The sequence below is a fragment of the Massilibacterium senegalense genome (genome assembly GCF_001375675.1).
GTDB lineage: Bacteria > Bacillota > Bacilli > Bacillales > Massilibacteriaceae > Massilibacterium > Massilibacterium senegalense.
Window position 1 is genome coordinate 232845 of record NZ_LN831785.1, and the last position, 24837, is coordinate 257681.

The following is a 24837-nucleotide window of genomic DNA, read 5'->3' on the forward strand; positions in this document are numbered from 1 at the left end:
ATCGTTGATAAAAAGAGAAAAAATTCTATTATAGAAGCATTACTTATTATGATGTACAATTTAAAAAAACGTCTTTTATAGATAGACGTTCTTCTTGTAAAGGATACCCTTTTTCTTTTTTCAATCTAACGAAAGTATTGGATTCGTTTTGTTGCTCATTTAAACGTAGGTTGATAATCTTTCACTTGCTTTGGTTCAAGTGGCTTACTAATACAATATCCCTGCACTAAATCAACCCCTGCTTCTTTGCAATACTCAAACTCTTCTTTCATTTCTATTCCTTCTACTAACACTATAATCCCTAAATCTTTCGAGATAGTAATCACCGATTGAATAAACGGTTGTTTTTCTTTATTTTGGTCACACTTATCGATAAAATGGCGATCAATTTTCACGTAATCTGGTTGCAACTTTTTTAAAACATTAATTAATAGAAGCAAATCCAGTCCCTAAATCATCTAGTGCTACTTTCATTCCAGACCGTTTATATGTTTAAAAATATTCTTCAAATGATGTAAAACCGCTATTTTTTTACTTTCTACTACTTCAAATACGAGTTGATTCGGATCTACATTTAATTTTTCTACAATAGAAAAGGTATGCTTCAAACAAAAATCCGGGTTATATATAGTAGATGGTAAAAAATCAATAAAACATTTCGCTTCCTTTGTCACATACATTCCATACGATTTAATTGCTACTTCCCTAGCTATTTGATCTAGCTTTGTACGTAATTCTGTTTCCATGGCAGCTTGAAAGAGAGTCTCTGGTGAAAATGCTTGTTGGGATTTGGTTTCTAATCGAAGCAATGCTTCAGACGCAAAAACCGTTGGCGCTTCGCCTAATTGAATGATTGGTTGAAAATGTGAAATGAATGGTTTTTTTCGATTAATTGCACTGGCTCATAATGTGTTCATTGCTTCATAAATAATGGTAACAGTCAAAAGTAAGGTTGTGATTGTGCAGATTGATCCATCACTTTCACTGTTGCTTTTTCAAACCAATCTTCTGTTTGTAAAGATGTGATGTACGACAATAATTCTTCTTTTGTTCTATACATGACTTCTCCGTAATCTTCCTTGCTATTATATAATTTGGCGACACCTGATGTAATAGAAGGAATTGTTACGCCATATGATGAACATATCATTTTTACCACTCCTTTCGAACTGTTTTCCTTTTTTTTCATTCGTTTAAATGATAGTACTTAACCTATATTTACGACAATTAATCTGTTTTTTCGACAAAAAAACCTAGACGCATGTCTAGGTTTTTGATTATGCCAAGTATATAAAGTAAGCGATAAAAACAGCAAATAATCCCCACATAATTGGGTGAAATTCTTTCCCGCGGCCTTTTACCATCATCGTAATTGGATATACGATAAATCCTAATGCAATACCTGTTGCAATACTATACGTTAATGGCATTAAAATAATAGTTAAAAATGCCGGTACAGCGATTTCGAATTTTCCCCACTCAATTTTTCCTAACACACTAGCCATCAATACACCAACAATAATTAGTGCTGGTGCTGTAACTTCTGGTGTGACGACACCTAAAAGGGGCGCGAAAAATAATGCTAGTAAAAACATTGCAGCTGTAATTAAAGTAGAAAAACCAGTTCTTGCACCCGCTGCAACACCAGATGAAGATTCAATATAAGACGTTGTAGAAGATGTACCAATAACAGCACCTGTTAAAATTGCTAATGAATCAGCAAGTAACGCACGGTTCGCACGTGGTAATTTATTATCTTTAATAAATCCTGCTTGTGTCGCTACAGCCATTAAGGTTCCTGCTGTATCGAAAAATGCTACAAATAAAAACGTTAACACAACAATAAATAAATCTAATGTATAAATGTTTGCATCAAATAATTGTGTAACGGCAACCCCGAATACTGGTTCTAAACTTGGAATGGAATCTACTACTTTTTTAGGAGTATCAATCAAACCTGTTAAGACTCCAACAATAGAAGTTAAAATCATTCCATAAAAAATACCACCACGGAACCCACGTACCATAAAAATAACCGTCGTGATCAATCCAAATACTGCAAGTAATACAGAACCTTTTGTCATGTCACCTAACGATACGAGTGTTGCTTCATTCGGAACGATAATACCAGCGTTTTTAAAACCGATAAACGCAATGAAAAACCCAATCCCACTTGCAGTTGCATATTTTAAGTCAATCGGAATTGAGTTAATAATTAATTCCCGAAGTCCTGAGATACTAATTAAAACGAATAAAACCCCAGATAATAAAACTCCTGCTAATGCAGTTTGCCACGGAATCCCCATTCCAATTACGACAGAGTACGCAAAGAACGCATTTAGCCCCATACCTGGCGCTAAAGCGATAGGATAATTTGCCATGACACCCATCAACACGGTTCCAACGGCTGCTGCTAACGCCGTTGCAGTGAAGACTGCCTTTTGATCCATTCCTGCATCCCCAAGAACGAGAGGGTTTACAAAAAGGATGTAAGCCATCGCTAAAAACGTAGTTAGTCCTCCAACTATTTCACGACGATAGTTCGTGTTGTTCTCCGCAAAGCGGAAAAATTTGTCCATGTTTTAGCTCCTCCTATTATAGTGTAAAAATTTACTCCATTGTAATTCACCGTTTACATAACCTTTGTTACTTTTATCCTTTCACCATTCCACTTTCCTTAAACCTTGTGAACGAATAAAAAAAGCTCTAGGTCATCTACCTAGAGCATACAAAGGGACGATTGAAGTGTATAAGGGAACGAGATGCACCCCACAATGGAACACACTTCTTTGCACCCTTCGTAGTCAAGCCATTTACGGTAGCTTGGTAGAGACTCCCAGGCCGTATCCCTGGAATTATACGTCGGATTTCAATTAAGCCAAATTGCAAAATTTATTGTAACAGGATTTCATGGTACCGTCAATAAACACGAACATTTTCTTTCCGTTTTTCTTCCTTTGTTCGTTATTAGTTAAAGTATGGATAAATTGAGATAAAAATGGATACCTATTTCCTTCCCTGTCTTTCCATGAAAAAAGCCCCCATCTTAAAAAAAGATGGAAGGCTGTTCATTTCTATTCCTTATTCCCACTCTATTTTCACGATGCTAGTTCTAGGGCAATATTATTGATTTTAAAGGGTTTTAAAGAAGGATAAACTCATATAGAATGATATAAAAAATTAAAATAATGCAATAAATGCAACTCACTGTTTAGAGTTATCACCACTATAAATATTTGATATATTCTACAAAAGACGTTTCAATTGAAGCATCTTTTGTAGTAAGGATAGAGAAATAACAAAAGAATAGAATTAGATTACTATTTTATTTAGGTCCTATGAACTTAATCAACTATAGGATTTTCTTATAGTTGATTTGATCAAGGTAGAGCAGTTGACGTTCTTCCTTGTTTGACAGAAGAACTATGTCAATCGGTATTCCTAATATTTTTTGTAACTGGATCCGCAAAGTCCTTCTTAGCTTGATAAGTTTGAGAATTTCTTTGTAAGACCTATTTCTATATACAATCAGTAAGTCAATGTCATTTGGAGTTTGTATATTTAGAGATGAACCAAATTGATAAATACTAATCTCATCGAACTCCATCGTAATATTTTTTTCATCATGATATCCAGAAAAATACTCCTCAGGTTTTTCAAAGTTAAGTGCTCCCATCAATTCACTAAATAAAAACAGTCCTTTACCAATGCTTTGGGAGTATTCCTTAGCTTCAAGAGTATATCCATTCCATGATGAAATAGTTACAATGGCATCGATATCATAAGAGATGGAAAACTCCATTACATCTGCCAAACTAACAGTATATATATTGGTAAGATATATTTTATAATGACATCCATTATTCAATTCAACAGAATAGTAATATTCATTTATTTTTTTAAAATCTATTACTTTATTATGTTGTCTTATAGCCTTTTCAAAAAAAGCAACACTTTCTGGTCTAGGGATATCACTACTATTCACCATCTAAATCACCATTTTTTAATATAATATTGTTAATTATTTTACTAAACGATTGAGGAAAAGTCTTGTATGCGGTGCGATCAATACGATTAGTATGATTAAGTTTAAAAATATGTACATGTTCTTCGAATTCAATAAAAGCTTCAATTTCAAAATTGGTAAATAGTGAATTGTTTTGATGAAATAATTACACTATTTCATCGTTGTTTTTGAAAATTTCTATTTTCCGTTCATCCCAAGCGGTCTTTACAGACATACTTAGGGGATTACGTATCGCCGTCTCAGAGTGTGGACCAAAATTACTCCATATTAAAAAGTTTCTTTTCAGTAACACATTAATTTTATCACAGATTTTCACTTTCATGTCCTCTTTTTCCATAATTTGAAGTAAGGGTATTTCGTTTATTATGAACATTAAAATTTCCGACTGTTCTATGAGAGAGAGACACATAAATTTTTCGACTAAATCTTTTGTTAAAAAAATATCTTCTGCTGGATCGAACTTGATTTTATTTGGATTGGAATATTTATTTGATTTTATCCTAGTATTTTCTTTACCTATAAAAATAAATTGAATTCGGTAATTTTCCAAACTATACTGCTTAAGAATTTCTTTTTTTAACGTATTTTCAATCTTTTGTTTAGTGCAGGTCGCTGAAACTTGGATAATTAATTTGTTACCCTTATCTATTAGGTCAATGGCCTCATGATTAGATTTTTCAAAATTTGCATTCGTAAGATCCAAACCGAAAAGTAAATTTAAAAAATGGAAAAAGAAGTTTTCAGAATGGACTGCTAGATTATTTAAATTTAATTTTCCTAACAATTCAATTTTTCTGTTTAAAAAGACTAAATGTTCACTAAATAGATCCACATTTTCCATTCGTTTCATTGTTTAATTATTCCCCCATTATTCATTAGCTGGTAGTCTCCCAAAAATCACTAGGCAAATCACTTAATATTCCATTTGAGATTTTACACCATACTTGAATGGCACAAACAATAGGTGAGATTAGATTAGGAGTGAAATATTTGATTAATAACATGCTTGAAAAAAATTATAACACACTTCTAACAATAGGAAGTCTTTTTGATGGAATAGGTGTGTCCCCCCCTCTGCTTCCCTCCATGAAATTATTCCAATATGGGCAAGTGTGATAGAGAAAGCACCTGCATCTATTACAAAACACCATTTCCCTAACATGCTCCACCTCGGAGATATTTCAAAAATAGATGGTGGAAAAATACCACCAGTTCATATCATTACATTTGGTTCTCCTTGTCAGAACTTATCCAATATCGGAAAGCGTAAAGGTCTTGCAGGAAGTCAATCCAGGTTGTTTTACCATGCTATCGGATTTATTGAAGAAATGAGGTGTGCAACGAATGGAACATATCCAGTTATCGCTGTTTTGGAAAACATCATGGGAGCTTTTTCATCAAATAACCGGTTGGATTTTAAAGCCGTGTTGGAGTCATTCACAGAAACCGCTATTCCAATGCCTGTTTCTGGAGAATGGGCAAACGCTGGAATGGTCCATGGGAAGGATGTTGATGTGTGTTGGCGACTGTTGGATGCCCGATATTTGGGAATCCCCTCGCTCGCTCAAAGAAGAAGACGTATCTTTCTCGTGGCAGATTTCAGAGGAACACGTGCCACAGAAATATTATTTAAAACCCGCAATTTGCGATCGTTTTCTACGTCTTGCGGAAAGAGCAGACTGTCCTCCACCATTACCAGTGGAATATCTACTCAAAAAGCAGGGGGGAAAATACCCATCGTCCGTCCCTTTCAAGAAAGACGTATGCAAAGCACCGCAAAAGACAAAAATAAAACAGAATTCATTGGAAGTTTTGGACGAATCACCGAGTTGTTCACTTAGCTGTAACGGAAAAAGGGAAGGACATACTGTCAGAGACCCAGAAACAAGGACTCAAACTGAGAGAAGAACTATACTGTATCCTAAGTGAAGAAATGAATCAACTCGTTTCCATTCAAAAGAAACTCCTTCAATGGGTAAAGGAAAACAACAAGTAGATTAATACTTCAACCCACAAAATGAATCAGTTCGTCTTACGCGTCCCTAAGTGCTACATGGGTTATGTGTGGTGTTTAAGTATTGAGTGATCATCACTAAATTTTCACATGATAACTACGCCGAAAAGGTTTAGGTTAAAGTGAACACGTACCTATTACTAAACACCAAAGGACAGCCACATCACAAAGCATTGAACAAAGATAGTAGTTGCATTAATATCAAGATTCCTAAAAAAGTGGTCATAATATGGGAAGAGTTCAATGTAAGGTAGCTCTAGTAACGGGCGGGGCATCTGTAATTAGACTGTCTACCGCAACATCTTGAAGGGAAAAGTAAATAATGAGCCAGATTAAAAATAAAATACACTTTACTTGGTTCGTTTTAGTTTTTTCGCTCATTTTAAAAGGAGAAGTGATCTCAGGATTGCAAAATCAATTTTGTAAAAGTATCGTACAAGTATCTGTACCGAGCTAAGACTAGATGACACTCAATGTAACCGCGTCACGTTTTATTCACATTATAGGGATTTACACGCCTTATTAGCTGGGATATTCGATGATTATTTAAAGAAATTAATTACTTACTTTCGTAAAAGCTATCAAAATTTAGAACGCTTTTCGTCAAATGATGAGCACCAATGAGATGATGACAATTTTGAGGAACGAACATTGAACATTTCCAAAACACTCTATTATAAAAATCCTGTGTTAATAAGGCTTTTAGGACACCTGTTATTATCCCCTCTCCCAAGCGTAACTGCGCCAGTGCGAGTTACGCTCTCTCTTCGAGTTAAAACCCATTCTGGTCGTTATTTCTTTTTTCCTGTAATTGTGTCAATGCCAACATAGAAATTGAACACATAGAACCATATTTCAAAGTAGGGGTCCCACCGACAAGAACAAAAAATGAAGATAGTGGAACTCATCGAGGACTGTGTTTATCATTGCTCTTCGATTCTGAAGTTATCCTATCAGGTTATTTTGTTAAGCTTAGAAGGCTTAAGCTAGGTAATATACCCGGCTCAAACCTTTTAAATTTTGCATTGTAATTGTAGTAATAGATTTTACTTTTTTTTAGGCCTTTCGTTCAAAATGGAACGTAATTCTCTAATTTCCGTTTCCGACAAGGAATCCTCCTGGACAAACTGAACTAGCATCGACTTTAACGCTCCACCATAAATTCGCTTAATAAAAGACTGTGCCTCAGCGCGCTGACATTCATCTTGCGAATAAAGTGGAAAAAAAGTATAGACTCTCTGATTTTTATTGACACCTATAACTTTTTTGTGAACGAGACGATCCAAAAGAGTGCGTATGGTTTTCGGCTTCCAATCCGTTTGCTCCTGCAAAGAGGATATAACGTCATTGGCCGTTTGTGGAGCCCTTTTCCACAGAACTTTCATTACTTCCCATTCTGATTCTGAAATATTGGGGATTTCTTTCGTCAACCTTATTCTCCTCCTTCTTTTGGATGACGTGCAAAATGCTTCAACCCATTCTCTTGTTTCCTTAATAGATTCCTTTATCCTTTAAAATTGATAACGTGATTTCCGCTGCCTTGCTTCCATAACTATTATCTTCATTTTGTATGTTTGTTGCAAAGAAATAAGTATTGTCCTTGGTCTCTACATATCCAATGAACCAACCGTTTATATTCCTGCCATTAACGTTGCCTGTACCCGTTTTTCCGGAGAGGCGGTAACCGTCGTATTCCTCTAATGTAAGGGAATCTTTAACGGTTTGAATATTCTCGTCCTCAAATCCAAATTGATTTGTATAAAATGCTGATAGTAATTGTACCTGTTCAACTGGAGAAATCTTTAATGAAGATTCCAGCCAATAGTCTGATCCACCAGAAAGATCATAATTTCCATAGCCCATCTGTTCCAGAAAAGCTTGGATGGTTTCTCGCGGGATTCTTTGGCCCAATTCCTGAAAATACCAGGTTACTGAATTTCTCATGGCAGTTGATAAGTTTTGGTCCGTATTCCAAGATTCATAAGGATATTTCGTTCCATTCCATTTCATTGTGGAATTATCACTTGTTATTACATGTGACTCTAATCCAATTAATGCGCTATAAATTTTGTGAGTAGAATTTGGGGAGACTCTCAGCGTACTTTTATCTTTATTATAAATACTATATTGACCAGCTTCCATATCATATAATACAAAGCTTCCATCATATCCAACAAAATAATCGCTTAAATCCTCATAAAGCGTGTGTTCATTATTAATATAGTAACGGTCATTATTACTGGCCATTGCAGAAATAAATGGAACCTGACTTGCTACAAATACGCCTATAAGGGTAAAAATTGAAATACTCTTCAGCTTCATCCACTTCGACTCAATTGTAAAGGATGCGATTTTTTCAATCCGTTTTTTCATTTGCTCCTTGGAACCGTTAAACTGATTGGCCCAAGGAAAATCTTTGGAGTGTGATGCTAGGGCTGCGAAATTAATAATCGCATTCCCATAATCTGCATGACAATGCTCATCTAAAGATTTCAAAACAGCCATATCACAAGCTATCTCACGATCCATTCTCATTTTTTTAAAAGCAATCCATACAAGCGGATTAAACCAATACAAAATTTGATAAATGATAATGAGGTAATTCGTTGCTATATCTTTGTATTTATAGTGATGCAGTTCATGCATAAAAATGTATTCGATATCTTTTATAGACATCCATTCGTCAAGATGTACCGGTAGCACAACATAGGTCTTAAAAAGACCGAATGTCATCGGAGATCTGACAAGTGATGATTCTCCGACGATTAAAGGTTTGGATATATTTAAATGATGCTTGCATCGTTCAAATAAGTGTAAAACGTCTTTATTGTTCAAGACTGTTGTCGTATTTTTAATTTTCTTTAATTTGAACCACGCATGTAGGAATAGAACAGCCATAATGAACATGCCTGCAATCCAAATACTAATTAATCCGACATTCAAGAGTTTCAGATTAAGATGATTGACAGGTATCGTAAAGTCCTGCATCCAGTTTACGTTACTAAGCTTAGAACCTCCGGTGGTGCTGATAGAAGAGTCTCCAACTCTATTGTTTTGACTTATATTGAATAAAATAAAATGATTTTCAAAATGAATCAACTGCTTCGGTATAAATGGAAGCGTTAATGCGATTAATAATAAAAACCATAGATTGTATTGCCATTTCGCTGAAAGTTGCTTAGGGAATAATCTCCTAATAATCAAAATAACCACTATAGTAATAGAGGATACAATAAAACTTGTGACTAAATGGGTGAAAAACATACTTCCTTACCTCCATTTTCCGAAGTATAACTATAACACTTTACATTCTGCTGATTCCTTTCAAGAAATTTTAACTACTTTTATTGTGATTTATTCCATAAAAGTAATCACCAATTTGTTTCCTATTTTCCTTATCCTTTTGTAGTTTTATAACATCTCTGTGGTACTCGAAGTTTAACATTTCATTACTAGTTTATCAATTTATCAACTTTTTGGATAAAGGGTTGAAACCAATAGCCTTAGAGCATGATGGACTTTATGATCTTTTCCTGAAAGGAAGAGTAAGAACTTTTTAGTTTAAAGTGATTGACATTCATGGACTACGATCGTAATATTAGACTACAGCTGTAGTCTAATGATAATTAGAGGAGGTAAATATTGGGTATTACGTGGCTACATCTGTGATTTTGAATTGGCTCTGTAAGTAAAGGTACAGTAACCAGCCAACAAATTAATATTTTTTTATTAGCAATCAATGAAAACAGTACACATTTCATCATTGCTAGGTAAAAGAAGCCAGTTATATTTTGGATAGATAAAAACTAGAAAGAGGTTATGAATTTGATAAAAGCATATAAACACAAATTCAGCATGCATCATTTTACACTGCTTATGTTGTTGGTCGCAGTGATTACACTCACTGCTTGCGTAGATAAAGACAATTCGACTAATGCTCTGTCTAAAGAGGAGAATGAAGTAGGACAAACAGCAAATACAGATGAAAAGTTTACCCAACTCGAGAATGAGTTTGACGCTCGGATTGGTGTCTATGCGATCGATACGGGCTCGAATCAGACTATTGAATATAGATCAGAAGAGCGCTTCGCTTTTGCATCTACTTACAAAGCTTTAGCCGCAGCCATCTTGCTACAGCAGAACTCTTTGGAAGAGCTTAAGGAAGTTATTACTTACACCGAGGAGGATTTGGTTACCTATTCTCCGATTACAGAGAAACACGTGGATACCGGGATGACCCTTTTGGAATTAAGTGAGGCGGCGGTCCGGTTCAGTGATAACACCGCGGGGAACCTCTTATTGGAGGCATTGGGAGGTCCTAAAGGATTTGAACAGGCTTTAAGAGAAATAGGTGATAACGTTACCAAGGCCGATCGCTTTGAACCAGATTTAAATTATTTCACCCCGGGAGACACTCGTGACACCAGCACACCAAGAGCTCTTGCAACCAGTCTTCAGGCTTTCGCAGTCAGCGACTTACTTTCCAACGATAAACATGAATTGTTCACGGATTGGCTAAAAGGCAATGCTACAGGAGATACACTAATTCGTGCAGGCGCACCTGAAGGCTGGGAGGTTGGTGATAAGAGTGGGGCTGGAGGTTATGGGACAAGGAATGACGTTGCTATTGTTTGGCCGCCAAACAGAGAACCAATTGTCATTGTGATTCTTTCTAGACATAATACGGAGGATGCCGAGTATGACGATACACTGATCTCGCAGGCTGCTAAGGTCGCACTTAACGCTCTAAAGGAATGAGAGGCTGACTAATTTTTACCAAGGAGTTGGAAGGACTGAAGCAATTTTGAGTATGCGTTTCCCATATAGTAAGCCCGAAATATAAAAAATAGCGCACCTTTACGGTACACGCAAGAAAACAGTAACTATTTTATGGGTACTACTCATTGGTAGTCTAACCTTTAGAATTTATAAAAACTTTACAGCAATTGATCAGCATACGATCCATGAAAGAGAAGTCATTGAAACCAAGATGCTAGATACGAATGCGATTGAGAGCTTTACGAAAAACTTTGTGAAGGATTATTACACTTGGAAAAACGAAAAAGGTTCCATTGAACAGCGAGCTGAAAAAATCAATGACTATTTGACAGAGGATTTACAAGCATTAAATACCGATACCATAAGGGATGATATTCCTACTAGTTCAAGCGTGAATAATATTAATATCTGGTCAGTATCACCAGAAAGTTATAATACCTATGCAGTTGTATATTCGGTAGATCAAAAGATTATAGAAAATAAAGATATTCAGCAAATTCGTTCCACCCATCGAATTTTGCTTCATCAAGATAGTGTAGGAAATTTAGTAATTACACAAAACCCTACTTTTTGGAGCATACCGAATAAATCAGATTATGAGCCACAACAATCTGAAAGTAATGGAACAGTCGATTCTGACACGGTGCAAGAAGTGACCGAGTTTTTGGAGACATTTTTTTCGTTTTACCCGACTGCCACGGATAAAGAACTTGCCTATTATGTGAAAAATCATGCTTTGCCATTAATTAATCATGCGTATGTCCTTTCTGAAATAATCAATCCTGTATTTCAAGAAAAAGAGAATCAAATAAAAGTCTGGGTCACAGTAAAATATTTAGATGAGATAACCAAGGCAACACAATACTCACAGTATGAATTGATTTTAGAAAAAGACAGGAACTGGATGATTGTAGAATGAAAATAATCTAGTATATCTACTTGTATAAAAATACACCACTTATTTACCAGAAAAGGAATAAGTGGTGTTTCTTATCAACCTTATTTATACAAAAATCGAAATAAAAATGATTTTATAATTGCCACCCTAAAGTAATTCATTGTTTTTCTTTTTTAAATTTATTTCATACGGCTAGTCAAATACTTTTTTATCCCTTTTGTAAGCTGACTTTCCGTTTTAATGCGCGATATAATAGATGAAACTTTAAAATGGGTCCCACTTATTTTAACTTCTATTGGGCGGATACGTCTACTATATAAGATTATTTGAAGAAAAACGGTAAATATATTTGATCATTAACCTTCATATATGGTAGCTATTTCATGTATTCTACGCTTCATTTCTGTACGGATATGTGATGGTGCTAGACACTCACATTTGTTCCCAAAACTGAAAAGAATACTGTAGTAGTATTCGTTTTCTATAAATTGATAAAACACTTTATTACAAGAATCAAAGCGATTATCGTTTTACTGAACCGAAAACTAAAGAAAGTATCCGACGCATTGTGCCGGCTACTTGCCTTGGTTCTACTAATAACATGGAAGAACGTCCAGCAAAAAGTTGTTAAAACAGGCTATATTATGAGCTATAACGGGATTCCTACGCAGAAGCATACCATCTCCTATGCCATTGATCGGTATGCAAAAAAAGCTGGAGTACACCGAATCAGAATTCATGGATTGCGTCATTCTCATGCTTCGTTGCTTATTAGTATGGGAGAAAATCCACTCATCATTAAAGACCGTCTAGGACATGAAGATATTGAAACGACTTTAGGAACATATGGACACCTCTATCCAAATAGTAACTTTGAAGTAGCTAACAAACTAAACGGAATCATAACATTCAAGCAAGCAGAACAAAACTATGATTCCTCACCAAAAAATCAATTCACTGTTAACTATTTAAGAAAGCAAAAACAAAAAGTGCAATGGAAAATTAAAAAGAGCCAAAAACCCTTGATACACAAAGGGGTTTCTAGCTCTCCTACAACTACTCCCACTCAATAGTGGAAGGTGGCTTAGATGTTACATCATACACTACGCGGTTTACGTGCGCCACTTCATTTACAATACGTGTTGAGATTTTTTCAAGCACATCGTATGGAATACGCGCCCAGTCACTAGTCATTCCGTCAATAGACGTAACAGCTCGGATACCAATTGTGTAGTCATACGTACGAGCATCACCCATTACTCCAACGCTTCGCATTCCCGGAAGTACAGTAAAGTATTGCCAAACGTCACGCTCTAAACCAGCATTTTTAATTTCTTCGCGTAAAATGGCATCTGATTCCCGAACGATTTCTAATTTTTCTTCCGTTACTTCTCCTAGTACACGAATACCAAGACCTGGTCCTGGGAATGGTTGACGCCAAACGATTTCATCAGGAATTCCTAACTCTGTTCCCACTTTACGAACTTCGTCTTTAAACAATGTATCTAGTGGTTCAATTAATTCAAATTTCATGTCTTCTGGTAATCCACCTACGTTATGGTGGGATTTAATCGTTTGAGCAGTTGCCGTACCACTTTCGATCACATCTGTATATAACGTTCCTTGCGCTAAGAAATCGATGCCTTCTAATTTATTTGACTCTTCTTCAAACACATAAATAAATTCGTTACCGATGATTTTACGTTTTTGTTCTGGGTCTGCTACCCCTGTTAATTTTGTTAAAAAGCGTTCACTAGCATCGATTTTAATTAAATTCATGTGGAATTGTTCACCGAACGTTTTCATTACGCTATCTGCTTCTCCTTTGCGTAATAAACCGTGGTCTACGAACATACATGTTAATTGATCGCCGATTGCTTTATGAACTAAAACAGCTACAACAGAAGAATCAACGCCACCACTTAAAGCACAAAGTACTTTACGGTCGCCAACTTTATCGCGAATTTTTTGAATTTCATCTTCAATAAAGTTTTCTGTTGTCCAATTTCCTTCACATTTACAAATATTAAATACGAAATTTTTCAAAAGTTCATTTCCATATTCACTATGACGAACTTCTGGATGGAATTGTACCCCGTACAATTGGCGAGCTTCGTTACTCATTGCTGCTACTGGGCAACTTTTACTCGTTGCATCTACCACAAATCCTTCTGGTACGTCTATAACTAAATCACCATGGCTCATCCAAACTACTTGTTCGTTCGGTAATTCGTTATATAATTTCGATTGGTTGCTTACTTCAATCGTTGCTTTCCCGTATTCACGGTGATTTGCTTTTTCTACTTTTCCTTCTAAGTAATGCGTCATTAATTGCATGCCGTAGCAAATACCTAAAATAGGAATATTTAAGTCAAAAATTTTCTCATCACACCGGAATGCACCATCTGCATAAACACTATTTGGTCCACCAGAGAAAATGATCCCTTTTGGATTTAATTTTTTTAATTCTTCTGCTGTCATCGTGTGGGGTTTTAATTCACTGTATACCCCTAAATCACGAATACGACGAGCAATTAATTGATTGTATTGTCCACCAAAGTCAAGAACAACAATCATTTCGTTCATAGATTCCATTAGTTCCACCTCTTAGCTCATCAAATTTTTTATGTTAGAAGCGCCTTCCTACTGTATGTTAGAGCAGCGAGCGATATCGTTTCTGCCTTCATAGTTGAATTGTTTACGGCAATTCAGTAGAGACTCCCGCACCCTATTTGCAGGACTATACGAAGGAAAGAGCATTTCTGAACGTGTCAATCAAATACGGATTTATTCTATCAATCGAGTAGAAGTCGGTCAAGATAGAATCTTATTAACTACATTTTCATATAATTCCCGCTCTACATCCCATGATTCATGTATTTGTTTTCCGTATTTTATTTTTTCATACGTTGTCGTTAAAGGCAATAGTTCCTCTACATTTAATTCATTTTCTATACGCATCGCAAATTCACGATCTGTTTCGTATGGCTTTTTCTTTAATCGTTTTAACCATTTTAGACTAACCAATAACCGTTCATATGCCATCATAAAAGTGTCGTTCGAATCAAAATTCTGAACCCGGCCAAATAACAGTTTGTGTAACCAGCGTTTTCGTTTCCAATAAAGAACAACGATTCCAACAAGCAATAAAACAATCACACCAACAAAAAAGAATCTCCCCCACTGCATACGTTCTGTGTTCACTTGTTGTTCTTTCGGTTGCTTTTCTTCTTTTTCTTGTTTCTCTTCTACTTTTTGTTCCGCTGGTAGTTCTTGTACTTCTGGTTGTTCTGTTGTTTCGATTTGTTGCGTTGGAATTTGAATAGGGTTTACCATTCCTTTTGTTGGTTCAAATGGTACCCATCCGTATCCATCAAAATACACTTCTACCCAAGAATGAGCATTCGCATTTGTTACTTGGTACACTTGTTGCGACACATCACTTTGAATCACGTCCCCTTGACGGTACCCTTTTACCCAGCGTGATTCAATACCGATACTTCGCAATAGAACAACCATCGACGTCGAGTAATTATCACAATACCCTTTTTTCGTATCAAACAAAAATTGATCGACATAATCTTGTCCACCTTTAGGAACCGCGACATCTTCTATTTCGTACGTAAAATCATCGGATTGAAAATATTGTTCAATCGCTTTTACTTTATCGTAATACGTCGGTTGCCCTTTTGTTAACGTAACGGCCAAATCTTTCACCCGCTGCGGAACAGTAGATGGAAGTTCAGTAAATTGACTTTCATCCATCGATGTTATCTGGCGTAAGTCTTCTTCTGTATAAGAAGGAAGATAATACGTCATTTCATACCGAGAAATCGCTTTAGCTTGTGATTTCGACTCCCACTCTAATCTACCAGTTACAGCATCTTGTTTAATAGAAACGCTCGGAGTCGGTCGAATATCAGCTATCTCTCCAGGATACGGAATGAATAACGATTCTTTTTTCTTTCGATCAAAAATTTCTACTGGTATTTGATTCGCTTCTACTTGTTCATATAGTTGCATAGACAATTGGGAAAACGGAATATCCGTCCATTGCGCTGGTTTACTTTTCCATCCTTTCCCGGTATACGTTTGTTTATGCTCTACCCGTAAGTAGACAGGATAACGCGATTTCACTTTAAATACTTCTTCATTATTAAATTCAAATGGGCCACCTAACGATTCATCATTTTTATCTATCCCGCTTTTACTTTTTTTATACTGATTTTCGTTCCATGATGCAAGCGGATCGGGCCATTTCGACGGAAAGGATGGTAATATAAACGCTAGTCCAAGTGAAACAACAACAAATAAAAGAAGTGGTGCATACCATTTTTTACGGTCCCATTGTAGAATTGTTTCTTCTTCTAATCGAATTGCTTGAAGCACAGCTAGTAAACATAGCGAGACAACCGTTGTCCGAATGATTCCTACCGTTGCATCATACGTTGTAAACGTATCGACTAATCCTAAAAAGACAAACGTTAACAAAATAAATAGCACACTTTTTTTCATGCTGACAATCCAATAATGAAGTAAAAAGGTTATCAACCAAAGCAAAATAACAAGCAACGTCGTCCGAAAAACATCATCAATTAAGGATAACTTTCCGTCCCATACAACATGGAAATTCTGGATAGTATTCTGAATCCATAATACGAGCCATTCCATATCGAACCACGCATATTTACGGTAAAAAAAAGAATAAACGACTCCTACCATCGCTGTTACTTTTAACGGAAACGACACGTACGCAGGAACTTGAAAGACAGATAAAAACAGCGAAAAACTACTAAACAGCACAAATGCTGTAATATCTCGAATTTCTACAATTGCCGTTAACGGACGTAACCACTCCCATAATAAAAGGAAAGAGAAGAGAAAAAGAAGAAACTGTTGAAATAATTTTTTCATTTCGCCTCCTCCTTTCCAGTTGGTACACAAACATATGGAATCCGTAACAGCGCTAGTTCTTTTTTCCACATTAACTCAAGTTCAGCTTCTGTTTTTCCAACAAAATACACAAATAACACAGTCGTTTGAGCTTGCTTTTTTACCCATGCTAAATCCGCTGGGAACAATTGATGTGTCACAACTAACATCGAATTTTTTTGTGCAAGCGGATATTTTTCAAGCGATGAAATCCAAGCAGGAGAAGATATCGATTGCGCTTTTGCTAATTCATGTAAAAAGACAGGTGAAAACGATGCTCCTGTTTCTGTCATCCACTTTCCATTTAACAACATTTGTACTTGATTCATTTTCGACAATGTTGCCACAATGGAAAAAAAGAACGACAATATCTCTTCGAACTCCTCTCCATTTGCAATTCGTTGGTCTAACACAACTGTTAATACTTGACTGCCCCTATTATCAAATTCTTTCGTTTTCCATTCACCCGTCCGTGCACTCGCTTTAAAATCAATTCGATTTAATCGGTCGCCTAGCACATATTCACGATTTCCTACAATCGAATACCTATCTTTTTCCATAGATGCTCTTCCTTTGGAACGATTGGAGCGTATCTGTTGTTCCCCCCAATGGTGTAATGGTTGTAGTTTTGGATAAACGGTTACCACTTCTGTCGTTTTTAACGGAATCGTTCGTCGTAACCAACCAAATGGATCGGAAACAAGCATCTCCACTTCATCAAACGTATATTCTCCCCGCTTACTCATTTCCACCATATATGTGATACGTATCGTTTGTCCTAACCACGGATAACCAATAAAACGATGCTTCACTGGTCGCCTTAAGACGTGACTTGTGTAGCGATCTGTTACTATGATATAAAAAAATGGAAAGTAGATAGGCATCGTAAGTTCTAGTGTCACCTCGAAACTTTGTTCCGGTACGGTAATCGTCGTGGAAAAATGGTGATGTGTCTTCACCTTTTGAAATGGATACACAATAATAAGCAAAATATATACTTCTAACGGCAAAAAACTATAAAAAATAAACCAACTTGCCTTTCCTCCTGCAATCATGGCGTAAGAAAACGTTCCGATAAAAAGCAAGCCTAACAAGAACAAAAGCTGTACTCGTTTCCCTCTACTCATTCGATGTCGTCACCTTTTGTTCTGGAATCGGCACCTTTTGTAAAATCGATGCGATTAGCCGTTCAACGGTTACCCCTTGAAAACGAGCTTCATCCGTTAAAATTAACCGATGTGCCATTACGTAAGGAGCTAAAAACTTCACATCATCTGGAATGACATAATCGCGATTACATAAATAAGCAAGCGCTTGTGCTGCATGCAAAAATGCTAAAGAGCCACGCGGAGAAACTCCTAATTTAACGAGGGCATGTTTTCTCGTTTCTTGTGCCAATAACACAATATACTCCTTCACCACGCGGTCGACACGAACTTGTAATACTTGTTGTTGCATCCGAACGAACATTTCTTTCGTCATCACTTCCGTTATCGTATCGATTGGCTCACTATCCGTAGAACGTCGGAGTAATTCTAGTTCTTCATCAAACGTCGGATAACCTAAATTCATTTTAATCAAAAAGCGGTCTAGTTGCGCTTCTGGTAATGGATACGTCCCTTCATACTCCATCGGATTTTGCGTCGCAAGTACGATATGTGGTTCTGGTAAAGCATACGTTTCTCCATCTACCGTCACACTACTTTCTTCCATCGCTTCTAACAAAGCTGCTTGCGTTTTTGGGGATGTTCGGTTAATTTCATCTGCTAACACAATATTGCCCATGATCGGTCCTGGACGAAATTCAAAGGATGCACTTTTCGGGTGATAAATCGACACTCCCGTTACATCACTTGGCAATAAATCAGGCGTAAATTGTACCCGTTTAAACGTCATCCCCAGTGATTTCGCAAGCGCGCGAATCATCATCGTTTTTCCAACACCAGGCACATCTTCTAACAACACATGTCCTTTACTTAGCATTGACACAATCATTAACGAAATCGCTTGACGTTTCCCGACAATTACTTTTTCAATATTTTGAATGAGTGGCACCAATTCTTTACGATATGTGGTCACTTGTGATCCCCCCTTAAATCAAAGATGCGATGAAAAAAGCGACTGTTTGAAACACGATTGCCATCATAAGCCCTCGTTTCATCGTAATATAACTAGCAAAAATCCCAATCGGACTAAAAAAAGCAATCGATTTCAACAAATATAACCAACCATGAAACTCCCACTTCATTAAATACGGAGCAATCCCCATCATCAATCCAACGATGACATACGCCACCCACGGAGATTTAATCTTGATTAGTTTCGATAAAACAACCAACACCATTAAGAAAAATAATTGATAAAACAACGTACCGGTCGTCCCTTGATAAATCGCTTGATTCCAAGCAAATGGAAAATCAAACGCCCATTTTACCAAAAGTGCCACGATACCAAACAACACAGCGGCTCCTAAAACTGGCTTTACATGTTCTTTCCAGTATCGACGTTCTTTCGCTTCTCGAATCATTAATAATTTCCCATCAAAATGGTCCGCCATAAACAACCCGTACCAAACCGCAAAAAATAACAAAAAACTATTGTAACAAAGATGCCAAATCCACTGCGCTAGAGTCGTTAACTGATCGCCTAAAAACTCTAACTGCTCAGACATTAGCGACGGTACTAGCGCATTCAAACCAGCCAAACCAATAAAAAAGACAATCAATAATACTTGTCGATCCGATTTATCAAAAATAGAAAAAACTTTCATCCGCACTTTCCTCCGTTTAAACATTCGCCTTTCTCGACCATCTTCTTTCGGTAGGACTTTTTGATGATATCAAACAAAAGATGGGAAAGACTTTTCTTGCCCTTTATTTTATCAGAAGTAAAAAAATAAGGATACTTAAGCGATAAAACAAAAAACTTCTGAAGTGCTTGCTTCAGAAGTTTTTTTGGTTTATCTCATCCCTTAGTAAAAAACCACTTACGGAGGATTTCTTTCTATTATCCTAATTTTTCACCGCAGTTTGGACAAAAATTAGCACCTTCCGTTTTTTCTCCACAATTCGGGCAAAAATTCGGTTTTTTCTTTACTTCTACAGGTTGTGAACTTTCTTTTTCCCCTGTAACGTTCGATTGTTCCATGTTTTTCATCATTTCTTTTGCAATATTCATTCCCATCATCATTCCAGCCATATCTGATGCTGCACCGCCACCTGCTATTTTTCCAGATGCCATTCCCTCTGTCATGGAGACTTGTTGATATTTACCTAGGTCGCCAATCATACTATGAGAAGCTGTTTTATTAATCATTTTTTGGATTTCTTCTGGATAGTTGAAACTAACAATATTAAAACCTGTAACTGTCATCCCTTGATTGATGAGTTCCATATCTAAATCTTCTTTAATTCCTTTAGCAATTTCAAACGCATTTGCTTGTAAATTAAACATATCTTTTCCTTCTTTTGAAATCCACTTCATTAGTAACTGATCAAGAATAGAGGTAATTCTTAGTTTAATATCTTCTACAAGATAACTATTTTTCACACCAGCGATTTTATCAATCAGCGCAATATAATCATCCACTTTAAAGTTAAACGTACCATTCGCACGAATCGGCATCCCACCAGGAAGCGCATCAGTCGGAATGTGAATCGCATTTTTGGTACCCCATTTTACAGTAAACTCTTTCGTGTTCACAAATAATACTTCTACACGCATTCCGCTATTAAATCCAAATTTAAATCCTTTTAACGTTGATAGAAAAGGGATAATTTCCGATTCAATATTGTAATCACCTTCATCTTCAAAAATTCCTTCTATTTTTCCGTTATATAAAAAGATAGCATCTTGCCCTGGATGAATAATAAGACGACTACCTTTTTTGATTTCTCGGTTACTCCACTTCCAAAAAATCATATCGGTTCTAAACTCTTCCCACTCCACAACATTTGCAAATTGATTTTTAAAAAACATTAGAAATCATCCCTTTCCTTTCGTTAAAAACTTCCTCTACTACCACTATGTGAATGACCGCCACTAGTGATTCCACCACCACCGCCACCACTATTATTACTAGAAGGTTTTTTATGTTTAGAAATAGTTGTTCGTATGTACTGGTCTTTTCGATTTAAAATTTTGGAATTTTCATTGTCTCGATACGTTCCTTCGTAAACCGTCATTCTCCCACCAGAATTGTAAGCCATTATCCCCACAATAATACCACCGACTGAAAGGGAGGCAATGAGTTGAAACCACCACTTGAACAAAATATTTTCAGGATTCACACCTGGTTTAAAATCCATGTATTCGTCAGATTTTTTCATGAATGTTTTAAACGCTTTAACGTAATTTCCATCCGTTAAATCAGGAGTGATTCTTTCGCGAATCAAGTTCATTCGTTCATTATCTAAATACGTTTTTGCTTTATAAAAACCTGCTAAATCCACTTCACGATGCTGCATATCAAGCGTTAAAATAGCTACATTACCATGAGGTTTGTCGTATCCTAATGCCTGTTCTTCATAAAAATCTTGCATATATTTCACGACGTCTTTACCTTCTGTATCATTGGTTGTTAAAATGATAAAATCCGTTTCCCTTTTTTTACTCAATTGTGCAGATAACGTTTCAAGTTCTTCTACGTCATCTTTCGATAAAAGATTGGCATAATCATAAATTCTTTGTTTATCTGGTGAAGCAGCTGTTCCGGTCATGATGGCGAATGAAAAAAAGAAAAAGAAAACAAAGAAACCTACTACACTAACTCGTTTCACCAAAAGCCACCTCCCATTAAAAAGGAAATCAGCTTCAACGTAATGAATGTACTACCTGCTAAACCGCTAAACCACATGGCTACTTTTCCATAACTAATCGGTGGTTTCCCAACTACTTTACCAGTCTGACCATTCATAGCAAAAGTGTATTCCGATTGTTCAAAGTCATAATAAACCATCCAAACCGGCAACAGAACATAATAGGCGTGTTCTTTTTCCATATGAATCTGTTTATTTTTATACTGAACTGTTGCATATTGACTAACCGTTGAACTAATAAAAGATTCGATATATGGCTGTACTTTTTCTTTTACACGTGGAAAAAGCTCTTCATCATTATAATTATATTTTTCAGCTATATATCCCGCTAAATATGGGGTTTTAAAGTCTTTTAAAAGTTTATAATCATACGGTTCTAATTTATCCATTAACTCATCATTCATTTTTTCAGAAGCATCGACTGGAACTTTTACATAATTCACTTTCACTTTACGATACACGTCATAATATTTCGTTTCCGTAATTATATAATCTCCACTGGTATATGTTCTTATTTTCGTTCCAACTGCATCAATTTCTGCATCACTATCAATATTGTACAACCAAAAAGGAACGTACATTCCTGTAATCTTTTTGATTCGATCTGCTGTCATGAATCCTTTAGGCGTAAGCAAACCCTTTTTACACCATTTTTTAAAAGCAGCTATCGCTTCTTCTTTACTAATCGTAAAAGGAATGACCTTTGCCGGTGTCAGCGTTCCAGATAATCGATCAATTAACACCACACCCGCACCACAAAAACTACAGTTCGTTGCGGTTGTTTCTGCTTCGGTAATGAGAACAGCGCCACAGTTTTGACAATGGTATTCTTTTGCCTCATCTTCTGAAAAGTGTGTCGTAATAAACGCATCAGAAAAATCTTCTATCGTATCTTTCCTTCCACAACTCGGACAAGATAACATCCCCGTGTCACTATCAAAATTCATATCATCGCCACAACTTGGACATTTATAATGGATAACCATGTCTATCACCCCACTTATTCTATATTTATGCTCTATGATTTATCTTTACATGATAAAAGCTGTAGCCCTATCTACAGCTTTTATGTACATAATCATTCTTTATTTTTTAATTGCTCTTTCAATTTGGCAAGTTCATCGTCCACATCGGATGTAGACGTTTCATATTTTGACATTAAATCTTTCAAGTCGTCCTTTGGAGAAGCATGTAATTCTGCCATTGCATTTGCTGCATCAAGTGCTTTATTAGCCTTTTCTTCCATTCTTTCAAAAGCAGATATAGAATCATTTGCACCTAAAATAGACGAACCAATTTTATTTAAACGCTCTTGCGTTTTAGCAACAGACATTTTTCCTTTCATCATCGTCCGGCGACTTTCTAATTCTCTACTATCAGCAACAAGCTTATCATGCATTTGACGCATTTGAGTGGCATTAGAAGAAGCTAATTCATAAGCCTTTTGTAATTCCGCTTCTTTCGTTGTTATTTCTGTTTTTTTCTCTAAAAACTTCCGAGCATCATCTTCATTTCCAGCTTCTAACGCTTTTATTGCGTACACTTGCATTTTCTCCATCTCTTGTTGACATTCTGTTAACGCTCGTTTTGCCCGTTTTTCCTCTGCCATAACAGAAGCCGTTTCCGCTTTTACTTTTCCTAAATCTCGATTTAAATTACGTAAATATTGCTCAATCATTTTTTCTGGATCTTCTGCTTTATCTAATAATGCATTAATGTTACTCGCCATAATATCTTTGAATCTTGATAACATACCCATATTATCCACCTCTTTGAGTTCTTTTTTAAAAGTCCTACCTTACTAGAATTCCACTCTACAGAAACATCAAACATCGCTTTGCTTTACCTTATCATTACATACTTTCTTAGTAGATATCGTTCGATAAAAATTATTAGATTATTCCGAATTTTATTAGAGCAAGGAATGGACAAAAAATATTTTGACTGCTTCGTTTATATATACGATAAAGGATGAAAAGAAGTTTCAAAAATTTAACGTTAAAAACAAAGATTATTTTTAGAATACTTCATCTCCCTCTATAAAAAAATAGAAAAAAATAAGCAAAAGTTAAACGATAACTAGTGCTTATTTTTCTTTCCATATAGTATGGAAATGATGTTCTAAGATTGTCCTTAATGTTTCTAAATCAAGAGGTATTTTTTTCATCATCACATGTAGTGCTAATCCATCGATTAATGCATACAACTTCATTCCTTCCATCTCCAAATGAATAGAATCTTTAAGTAATCCTTCTTGATATAAATGGTTCAATATTTTATATACTACTTCTTGAATACCATCATCAAGTGCTAATTTTTTTTGTAATTTTCTCGAAATAAACTCGTGCCATACGCGCATTTCTAGTAATTTTTCAGAATCTGTCGGAATTAATTCTAATAAGATTTCAATCGCTAACTTTTTTAAAGGAAGAGATAGAGGCATTTTTTCTTCGATTCGCTGTTTTACTTTTTGATCGACAAGTCTCATCGCGTAGTCTAATAATTCATCTTGGGTGCAAAAATAATACCGTACAACTCCAAGCGATACATTCGCCTCCTTTGCAATTGCGCGAACCGTCGCTCCTTCTATTCCCTCTTTTCCGATAACGCGCCACGTAGCTTTGGCAATGTTCTCCTTACGTTCTTCATGATTTACGATTTTCGGCATATGATTAGTATAGCATATTTTAATACAGTTGTATTAAATAAAAAAACATGGTATATTTTTAAAAATACAGTTGTATTAAAAAGGAGATGCCTCATGATTACTTTGCTGATTATTTTAGCAGAAATTAGTTTTTGGATTTTCATCGTGGCTGGTCTATTTGCAAGATATGTATGGAAAAGAGAAAAATTAAGTTGGTACTTCTTTGCAATGGTCCCGATTATTGATTTATTGTTATTACTATTAACTTATTTTGATTTACGTGCAGGAGCAACTGCTACTAGTGCACACGGAATTGCCGCTATTTATATTGGATGTTCTATTGCTTTTGGTAAACAAATGATTGAATGGGCGGACGTACGCTTTCAATATTACGTATTAAAAACTGGATCCTTGCCCAAAAAGAAAGTTGGGGTGGAACGTAGAAAACAAGAAATAAAAGGATGGTTGAAACATGCATACGCCTATGTAATCGGGAATGCTTTTTTATGGATTATGATTTTTTCACTTGGAATGGATGAACAAACAATAGCACTCTTCCATACTTCTCAGTTTTGGACTTTTATTTTAGCAATCGACCTATTAGTCTCCCTTTCTTATATAATCGCACCACCAAAAGCATAATTTTTTAATGCGACTTTATCATCGAAAGTAGTAATAAGAATAGTAAATCAAAAAGGCAGTTGAAAGAATGAAATATACCTT

The 24837-nt window shown here is 35.9% G+C and carries 21 protein-coding genes, 2 pseudogenes and 2 riboswitches; of the genes and pseudogenes, 5 read left to right on the forward strand and 18 right to left on the reverse strand.

What is annotated here, in order from left to right; translation table 11 throughout:
• Window positions 1-155 precede the first annotated feature (155 nt).
• From BN1372_RS15105 to BN1372_RS15110, 5 genes and pseudogenes are all read right to left on the reverse strand, one after another.
• Window positions 156-893 (reverse strand): annotated as a pseudogene (locus BN1372_RS15105) (EAL domain-containing protein).
• Window positions 894-940: 47 nt separating this feature from the next.
• Window positions 941-1150, reverse strand: a complete 210-nt coding sequence (locus tag BN1372_RS01860) for a hypothetical protein (RefSeq protein WP_062197187.1) — start codon at window positions 1148-1150, stop codon at window positions 941-943.
• Window positions 1151-1277: 127 nt separating this feature from the next.
• Window positions 1278-2579 carry an NCS2 family permease gene (locus BN1372_RS01865; RefSeq protein WP_062197188.1) on the reverse strand — a complete coding sequence of 434 codons (1302 nt, stop codon included), beginning with the start codon at window positions 2577-2579 and terminating at the stop codon, window positions 1278-1280.
• A gap of 202 nt (window positions 2580-2781) precedes the next feature.
• Window positions 2782-2883, reverse strand: a riboswitch (purine riboswitch).
• Between the two features lie 469 nt (window positions 2884-3352).
• On the reverse strand, window positions 3353-3985 hold the full coding sequence (locus BN1372_RS01870; protein ID WP_147515320.1) for a hypothetical protein: 633 nt from the start codon (window positions 3983-3985) through the stop codon (window positions 3353-3355).
• A gap of 187 nt (window positions 3986-4172) precedes the next feature.
• Entirely contained in the window at window positions 4173-4877 is a 705-nt protein-coding gene (locus BN1372_RS15110) for an SMEK domain-containing protein (protein ID WP_062197190.1), read from the reverse strand.
• Window positions 4878-5139: 262 nt separating this feature from the next.
• Here BN1372_RS15110 and BN1372_RS14465 point away from each other — a divergent pair, with 262 nt between their 5' ends.
• Window positions 5140-5868: a DNA cytosine methyltransferase gene (locus BN1372_RS14465; protein ID WP_230198779.1), complete on the forward strand. Its 729-nt coding sequence runs from the start codon at window positions 5140-5142 to the stop codon at window positions 5866-5868.
• A 1219-nt stretch (window positions 5869-7087) separates the two neighbouring features.
• On the opposite strand, the gene blaI is transcribed toward BN1372_RS14465, so the two are convergent.
• Window positions 7088-7471, reverse strand: coding sequence for a penicillinase repressor BlaI (gene blaI, locus BN1372_RS01885; protein ID WP_062197191.1), 384 nt, complete (start codon window positions 7469-7471; stop codon window positions 7088-7090).
• A gap of 61 nt (window positions 7472-7532) precedes the next feature.
• Window positions 7533-9305 carry a BlaR1 family beta-lactam sensor/signal transducer gene (locus tag BN1372_RS01890; RefSeq protein WP_062197192.1) on the reverse strand — a complete coding sequence of 591 codons (1773 nt, stop codon included), beginning with the start codon at window positions 9303-9305 and terminating at the stop codon, window positions 7533-7535.
• A gap of 612 nt (window positions 9306-9917) precedes the next feature.
• Between BN1372_RS01890 and bla the strand changes: the two genes are divergently transcribed.
• A complete protein-coding gene (gene bla, locus BN1372_RS01895; RefSeq protein ID WP_230198794.1) occupies window positions 9918-10799 on the forward strand; it encodes a class A beta-lactamase in 882 nt (293 codons plus the stop codon).
• Window positions 10800-11031: 232 nt separating this feature from the next.
• The gene (locus BN1372_RS01900) at window positions 11032-11739 is read left to right on the forward strand and encodes a conjugal transfer protein (RefSeq protein ID WP_230198780.1); all 708 of its coding nucleotides are present in this window, start codon (window positions 11032-11034) and stop codon (window positions 11737-11739) included.
• Window positions 11740-12074: 335 nt separating this feature from the next.
• Here BN1372_RS01900 and BN1372_RS15940 read toward each other — a convergent pair whose 3' ends face one another.
• Window positions 12075-12218, reverse strand: a complete 144-nt coding sequence (locus BN1372_RS15940) for a WCX domain-containing protein (protein WP_456085397.1) — start codon at window positions 12216-12218, stop codon at window positions 12075-12077.
• Between BN1372_RS15940 and BN1372_RS01905 the strand changes: the two are divergent.
• A pseudogene (locus BN1372_RS01905) lies at window positions 12206-12713 on the forward strand (site-specific integrase); the annotation flags it as partial. The gene BN1372_RS15940 and the pseudogene BN1372_RS01905 sit on opposite strands and share 13 nt — an antisense overlap.
• A 61-nt stretch (window positions 12714-12774) precedes the next feature.
• Here BN1372_RS01905 and guaA read toward each other — a convergent pair.
• From guaA to BN1372_RS01955, 10 genes are all read right to left on the reverse strand, one after another.
• Window positions 12775-14313: a glutamine-hydrolyzing GMP synthase gene (guaA, locus tag BN1372_RS01910; RefSeq protein ID WP_062197194.1), complete on the reverse strand. Its 1539-nt coding sequence runs from the start codon at window positions 14311-14313 to the stop codon at window positions 12775-12777.
• 71 nt (window positions 14314-14384) lie between these two features.
• Window positions 14385-14486: riboswitch (purine riboswitch) on the reverse strand.
• A gap of 46 nt (window positions 14487-14532) precedes the next feature.
• The gene (locus BN1372_RS01915; protein ID WP_062197195.1) at window positions 14533-16632 is read right to left on the reverse strand and encodes a transglutaminase domain-containing protein; all 2100 of its coding nucleotides are present in this window, start codon (window positions 16630-16632) and stop codon (window positions 14533-14535) included.
• On the reverse strand, window positions 16629-17777 hold the full coding sequence (locus tag BN1372_RS01920) for a DUF58 domain-containing protein (RefSeq protein ID WP_062197196.1): 1149 nt from the start codon (window positions 17775-17777) through the stop codon (window positions 16629-16631). The genes BN1372_RS01915 and BN1372_RS01920 overlap by 4 nt, the downstream gene beginning before the upstream one ends.
• The gene (locus BN1372_RS01925; RefSeq protein ID WP_062197197.1) at window positions 17770-18729 is read right to left on the reverse strand and encodes an AAA family ATPase; all 960 of its coding nucleotides are present in this window, start codon (window positions 18727-18729) and stop codon (window positions 17770-17772) included. The genes BN1372_RS01920 and BN1372_RS01925 overlap by 8 nt, the downstream gene beginning before the upstream one ends.
• 13 nt (window positions 18730-18742) lie before the next feature.
• Window positions 18743-19420: a hypothetical protein gene (locus BN1372_RS01930; RefSeq protein WP_062197198.1), complete on the reverse strand. Its 678-nt coding sequence runs from the start codon at window positions 19418-19420 to the stop codon at window positions 18743-18745.
• 236 nt (window positions 19421-19656) lie between these two features.
• Window positions 19657-20628, reverse strand: coding sequence for an SPFH domain-containing protein (locus BN1372_RS01935; RefSeq protein WP_062197199.1), 972 nt, complete (start codon window positions 20626-20628; stop codon window positions 19657-19659).
• 23 nt (window positions 20629-20651) lie between these two features.
• On the reverse strand, window positions 20652-21428 hold the full coding sequence (locus tag BN1372_RS01940) for a TPM domain-containing protein (RefSeq protein ID WP_074018100.1): 777 nt from the start codon (window positions 21426-21428) through the stop codon (window positions 20652-20654).
• Entirely contained in the window at window positions 21425-22453 is a 1029-nt protein-coding gene (locus BN1372_RS01945) for a TFIIB-type zinc ribbon-containing protein (protein ID WP_062197201.1), read from the reverse strand. The genes BN1372_RS01940 and BN1372_RS01945 overlap by 4 nt, the downstream gene beginning before the upstream one ends.
• 92 nt (window positions 22454-22545) lie before the next feature.
• Window positions 22546-23226 carry a PspA/IM30 family protein gene (locus BN1372_RS01950; protein ID WP_062197202.1) on the reverse strand — a complete coding sequence of 227 codons (681 nt, stop codon included), beginning with the start codon at window positions 23224-23226 and terminating at the stop codon, window positions 22546-22548.
• Between the two features lie 327 nt (window positions 23227-23553).
• A complete protein-coding gene (locus tag BN1372_RS01955; protein WP_062197203.1) occupies window positions 23554-24135 on the reverse strand; it encodes a TetR/AcrR family transcriptional regulator in 582 nt (193 codons plus the stop codon).
• Window positions 24136-24228: 93 nt separating this feature from the next.
• On the opposite strand from BN1372_RS01955, the gene BN1372_RS01960 reads away from it, so the two are divergent.
• Entirely contained in the window at window positions 24229-24756 is a 528-nt protein-coding gene (locus BN1372_RS01960) for a 2TM domain-containing protein (protein ID WP_062197204.1), read from the forward strand.
• Window positions 24757-24837: the final 81 nt, after the last annotated feature.

Bases quoted from the DNA above. Each gene is read 5' to 3' on its own strand.
- BN1372_RS01890 (WP_062197192.1), bottom strand. From the start codon at position 9,305: ATGTTTTTCACCCATTTAGTCACAAGTTTTATTGTATCCTCTATTACT.
- BN1372_RS01860 (WP_062197187.1), bottom strand. From the start codon at position 1,150: ATGATATGTTCATCATATGGCGTAACAATTCCTTCTATTACATCAGGT.
- bla (WP_230198794.1), top strand. From the start codon at position 9,918: ATGTTGTTGGTCGCAGTGATTACACTCACTGCTTGCGTAGATAAAGAC.
- BN1372_RS01865 (WP_062197188.1), bottom strand. From the start codon at position 2,579: ATGGACAAATTTTTCCGCTTTGCGGAGAACAACACGAACTATCGTCGT.
- BN1372_RS01960 (WP_062197204.1), top strand. From the start codon at position 24,229: ATGATTACTTTGCTGATTATTTTAGCAGAAATTAGTTTTTGGATTTTC.
- BN1372_RS01900 (WP_230198780.1), top strand. From the start codon at position 11,032: ATGCTAGATACGAATGCGATTGAGAGCTTTACGAAAAACTTTGTGAAG.
- BN1372_RS01935 (WP_062197199.1), bottom strand. From the start codon at position 20,628: ATGTTTTTTAAAAATCAATTTGCAAATGTTGTGGAGTGGGAAGAGTTT.
- BN1372_RS01955 (WP_062197203.1), bottom strand. From the start codon at position 24,135: ATGCCGAAAATCGTAAATCATGAAGAACGTAAGGAGAACATTGCCAAA.
- BN1372_RS01945 (WP_062197201.1), bottom strand. From the start codon at position 22,453: ATGGTTATCCATTATAAATGTCCAAGTTGTGGCGATGATATGAATTTT.
- guaA (WP_062197194.1), bottom strand. From the start codon at position 14,313: ATGGAATCTATGAACGAAATGATTGTTGTTCTTGACTTTGGTGGACAA.
- BN1372_RS01915 (WP_062197195.1), bottom strand. From the start codon at position 16,632: ATGAAAAAATTATTTCAACAGTTTCTTCTTTTTCTCTTCTCTTTCCTT.
- BN1372_RS01920 (WP_062197196.1), bottom strand. From the start codon at position 17,777: ATGAGTAGAGGGAAACGAGTACAGCTTTTGTTCTTGTTAGGCTTGCTT.
- BN1372_RS01930 (WP_062197198.1), bottom strand. From the start codon at position 19,420: ATGAAAGTTTTTTCTATTTTTGATAAATCGGATCGACAAGTATTATTG.
- BN1372_RS15110 (WP_062197190.1), bottom strand. From the start codon at position 4,877: ATGAAACGAATGGAAAATGTGGATCTATTTAGTGAACATTTAGTCTTT.
- BN1372_RS01950 (WP_062197202.1), bottom strand. From the start codon at position 23,226: ATGGGTATGTTATCAAGATTCAAAGATATTATGGCGAGTAACATTAAT.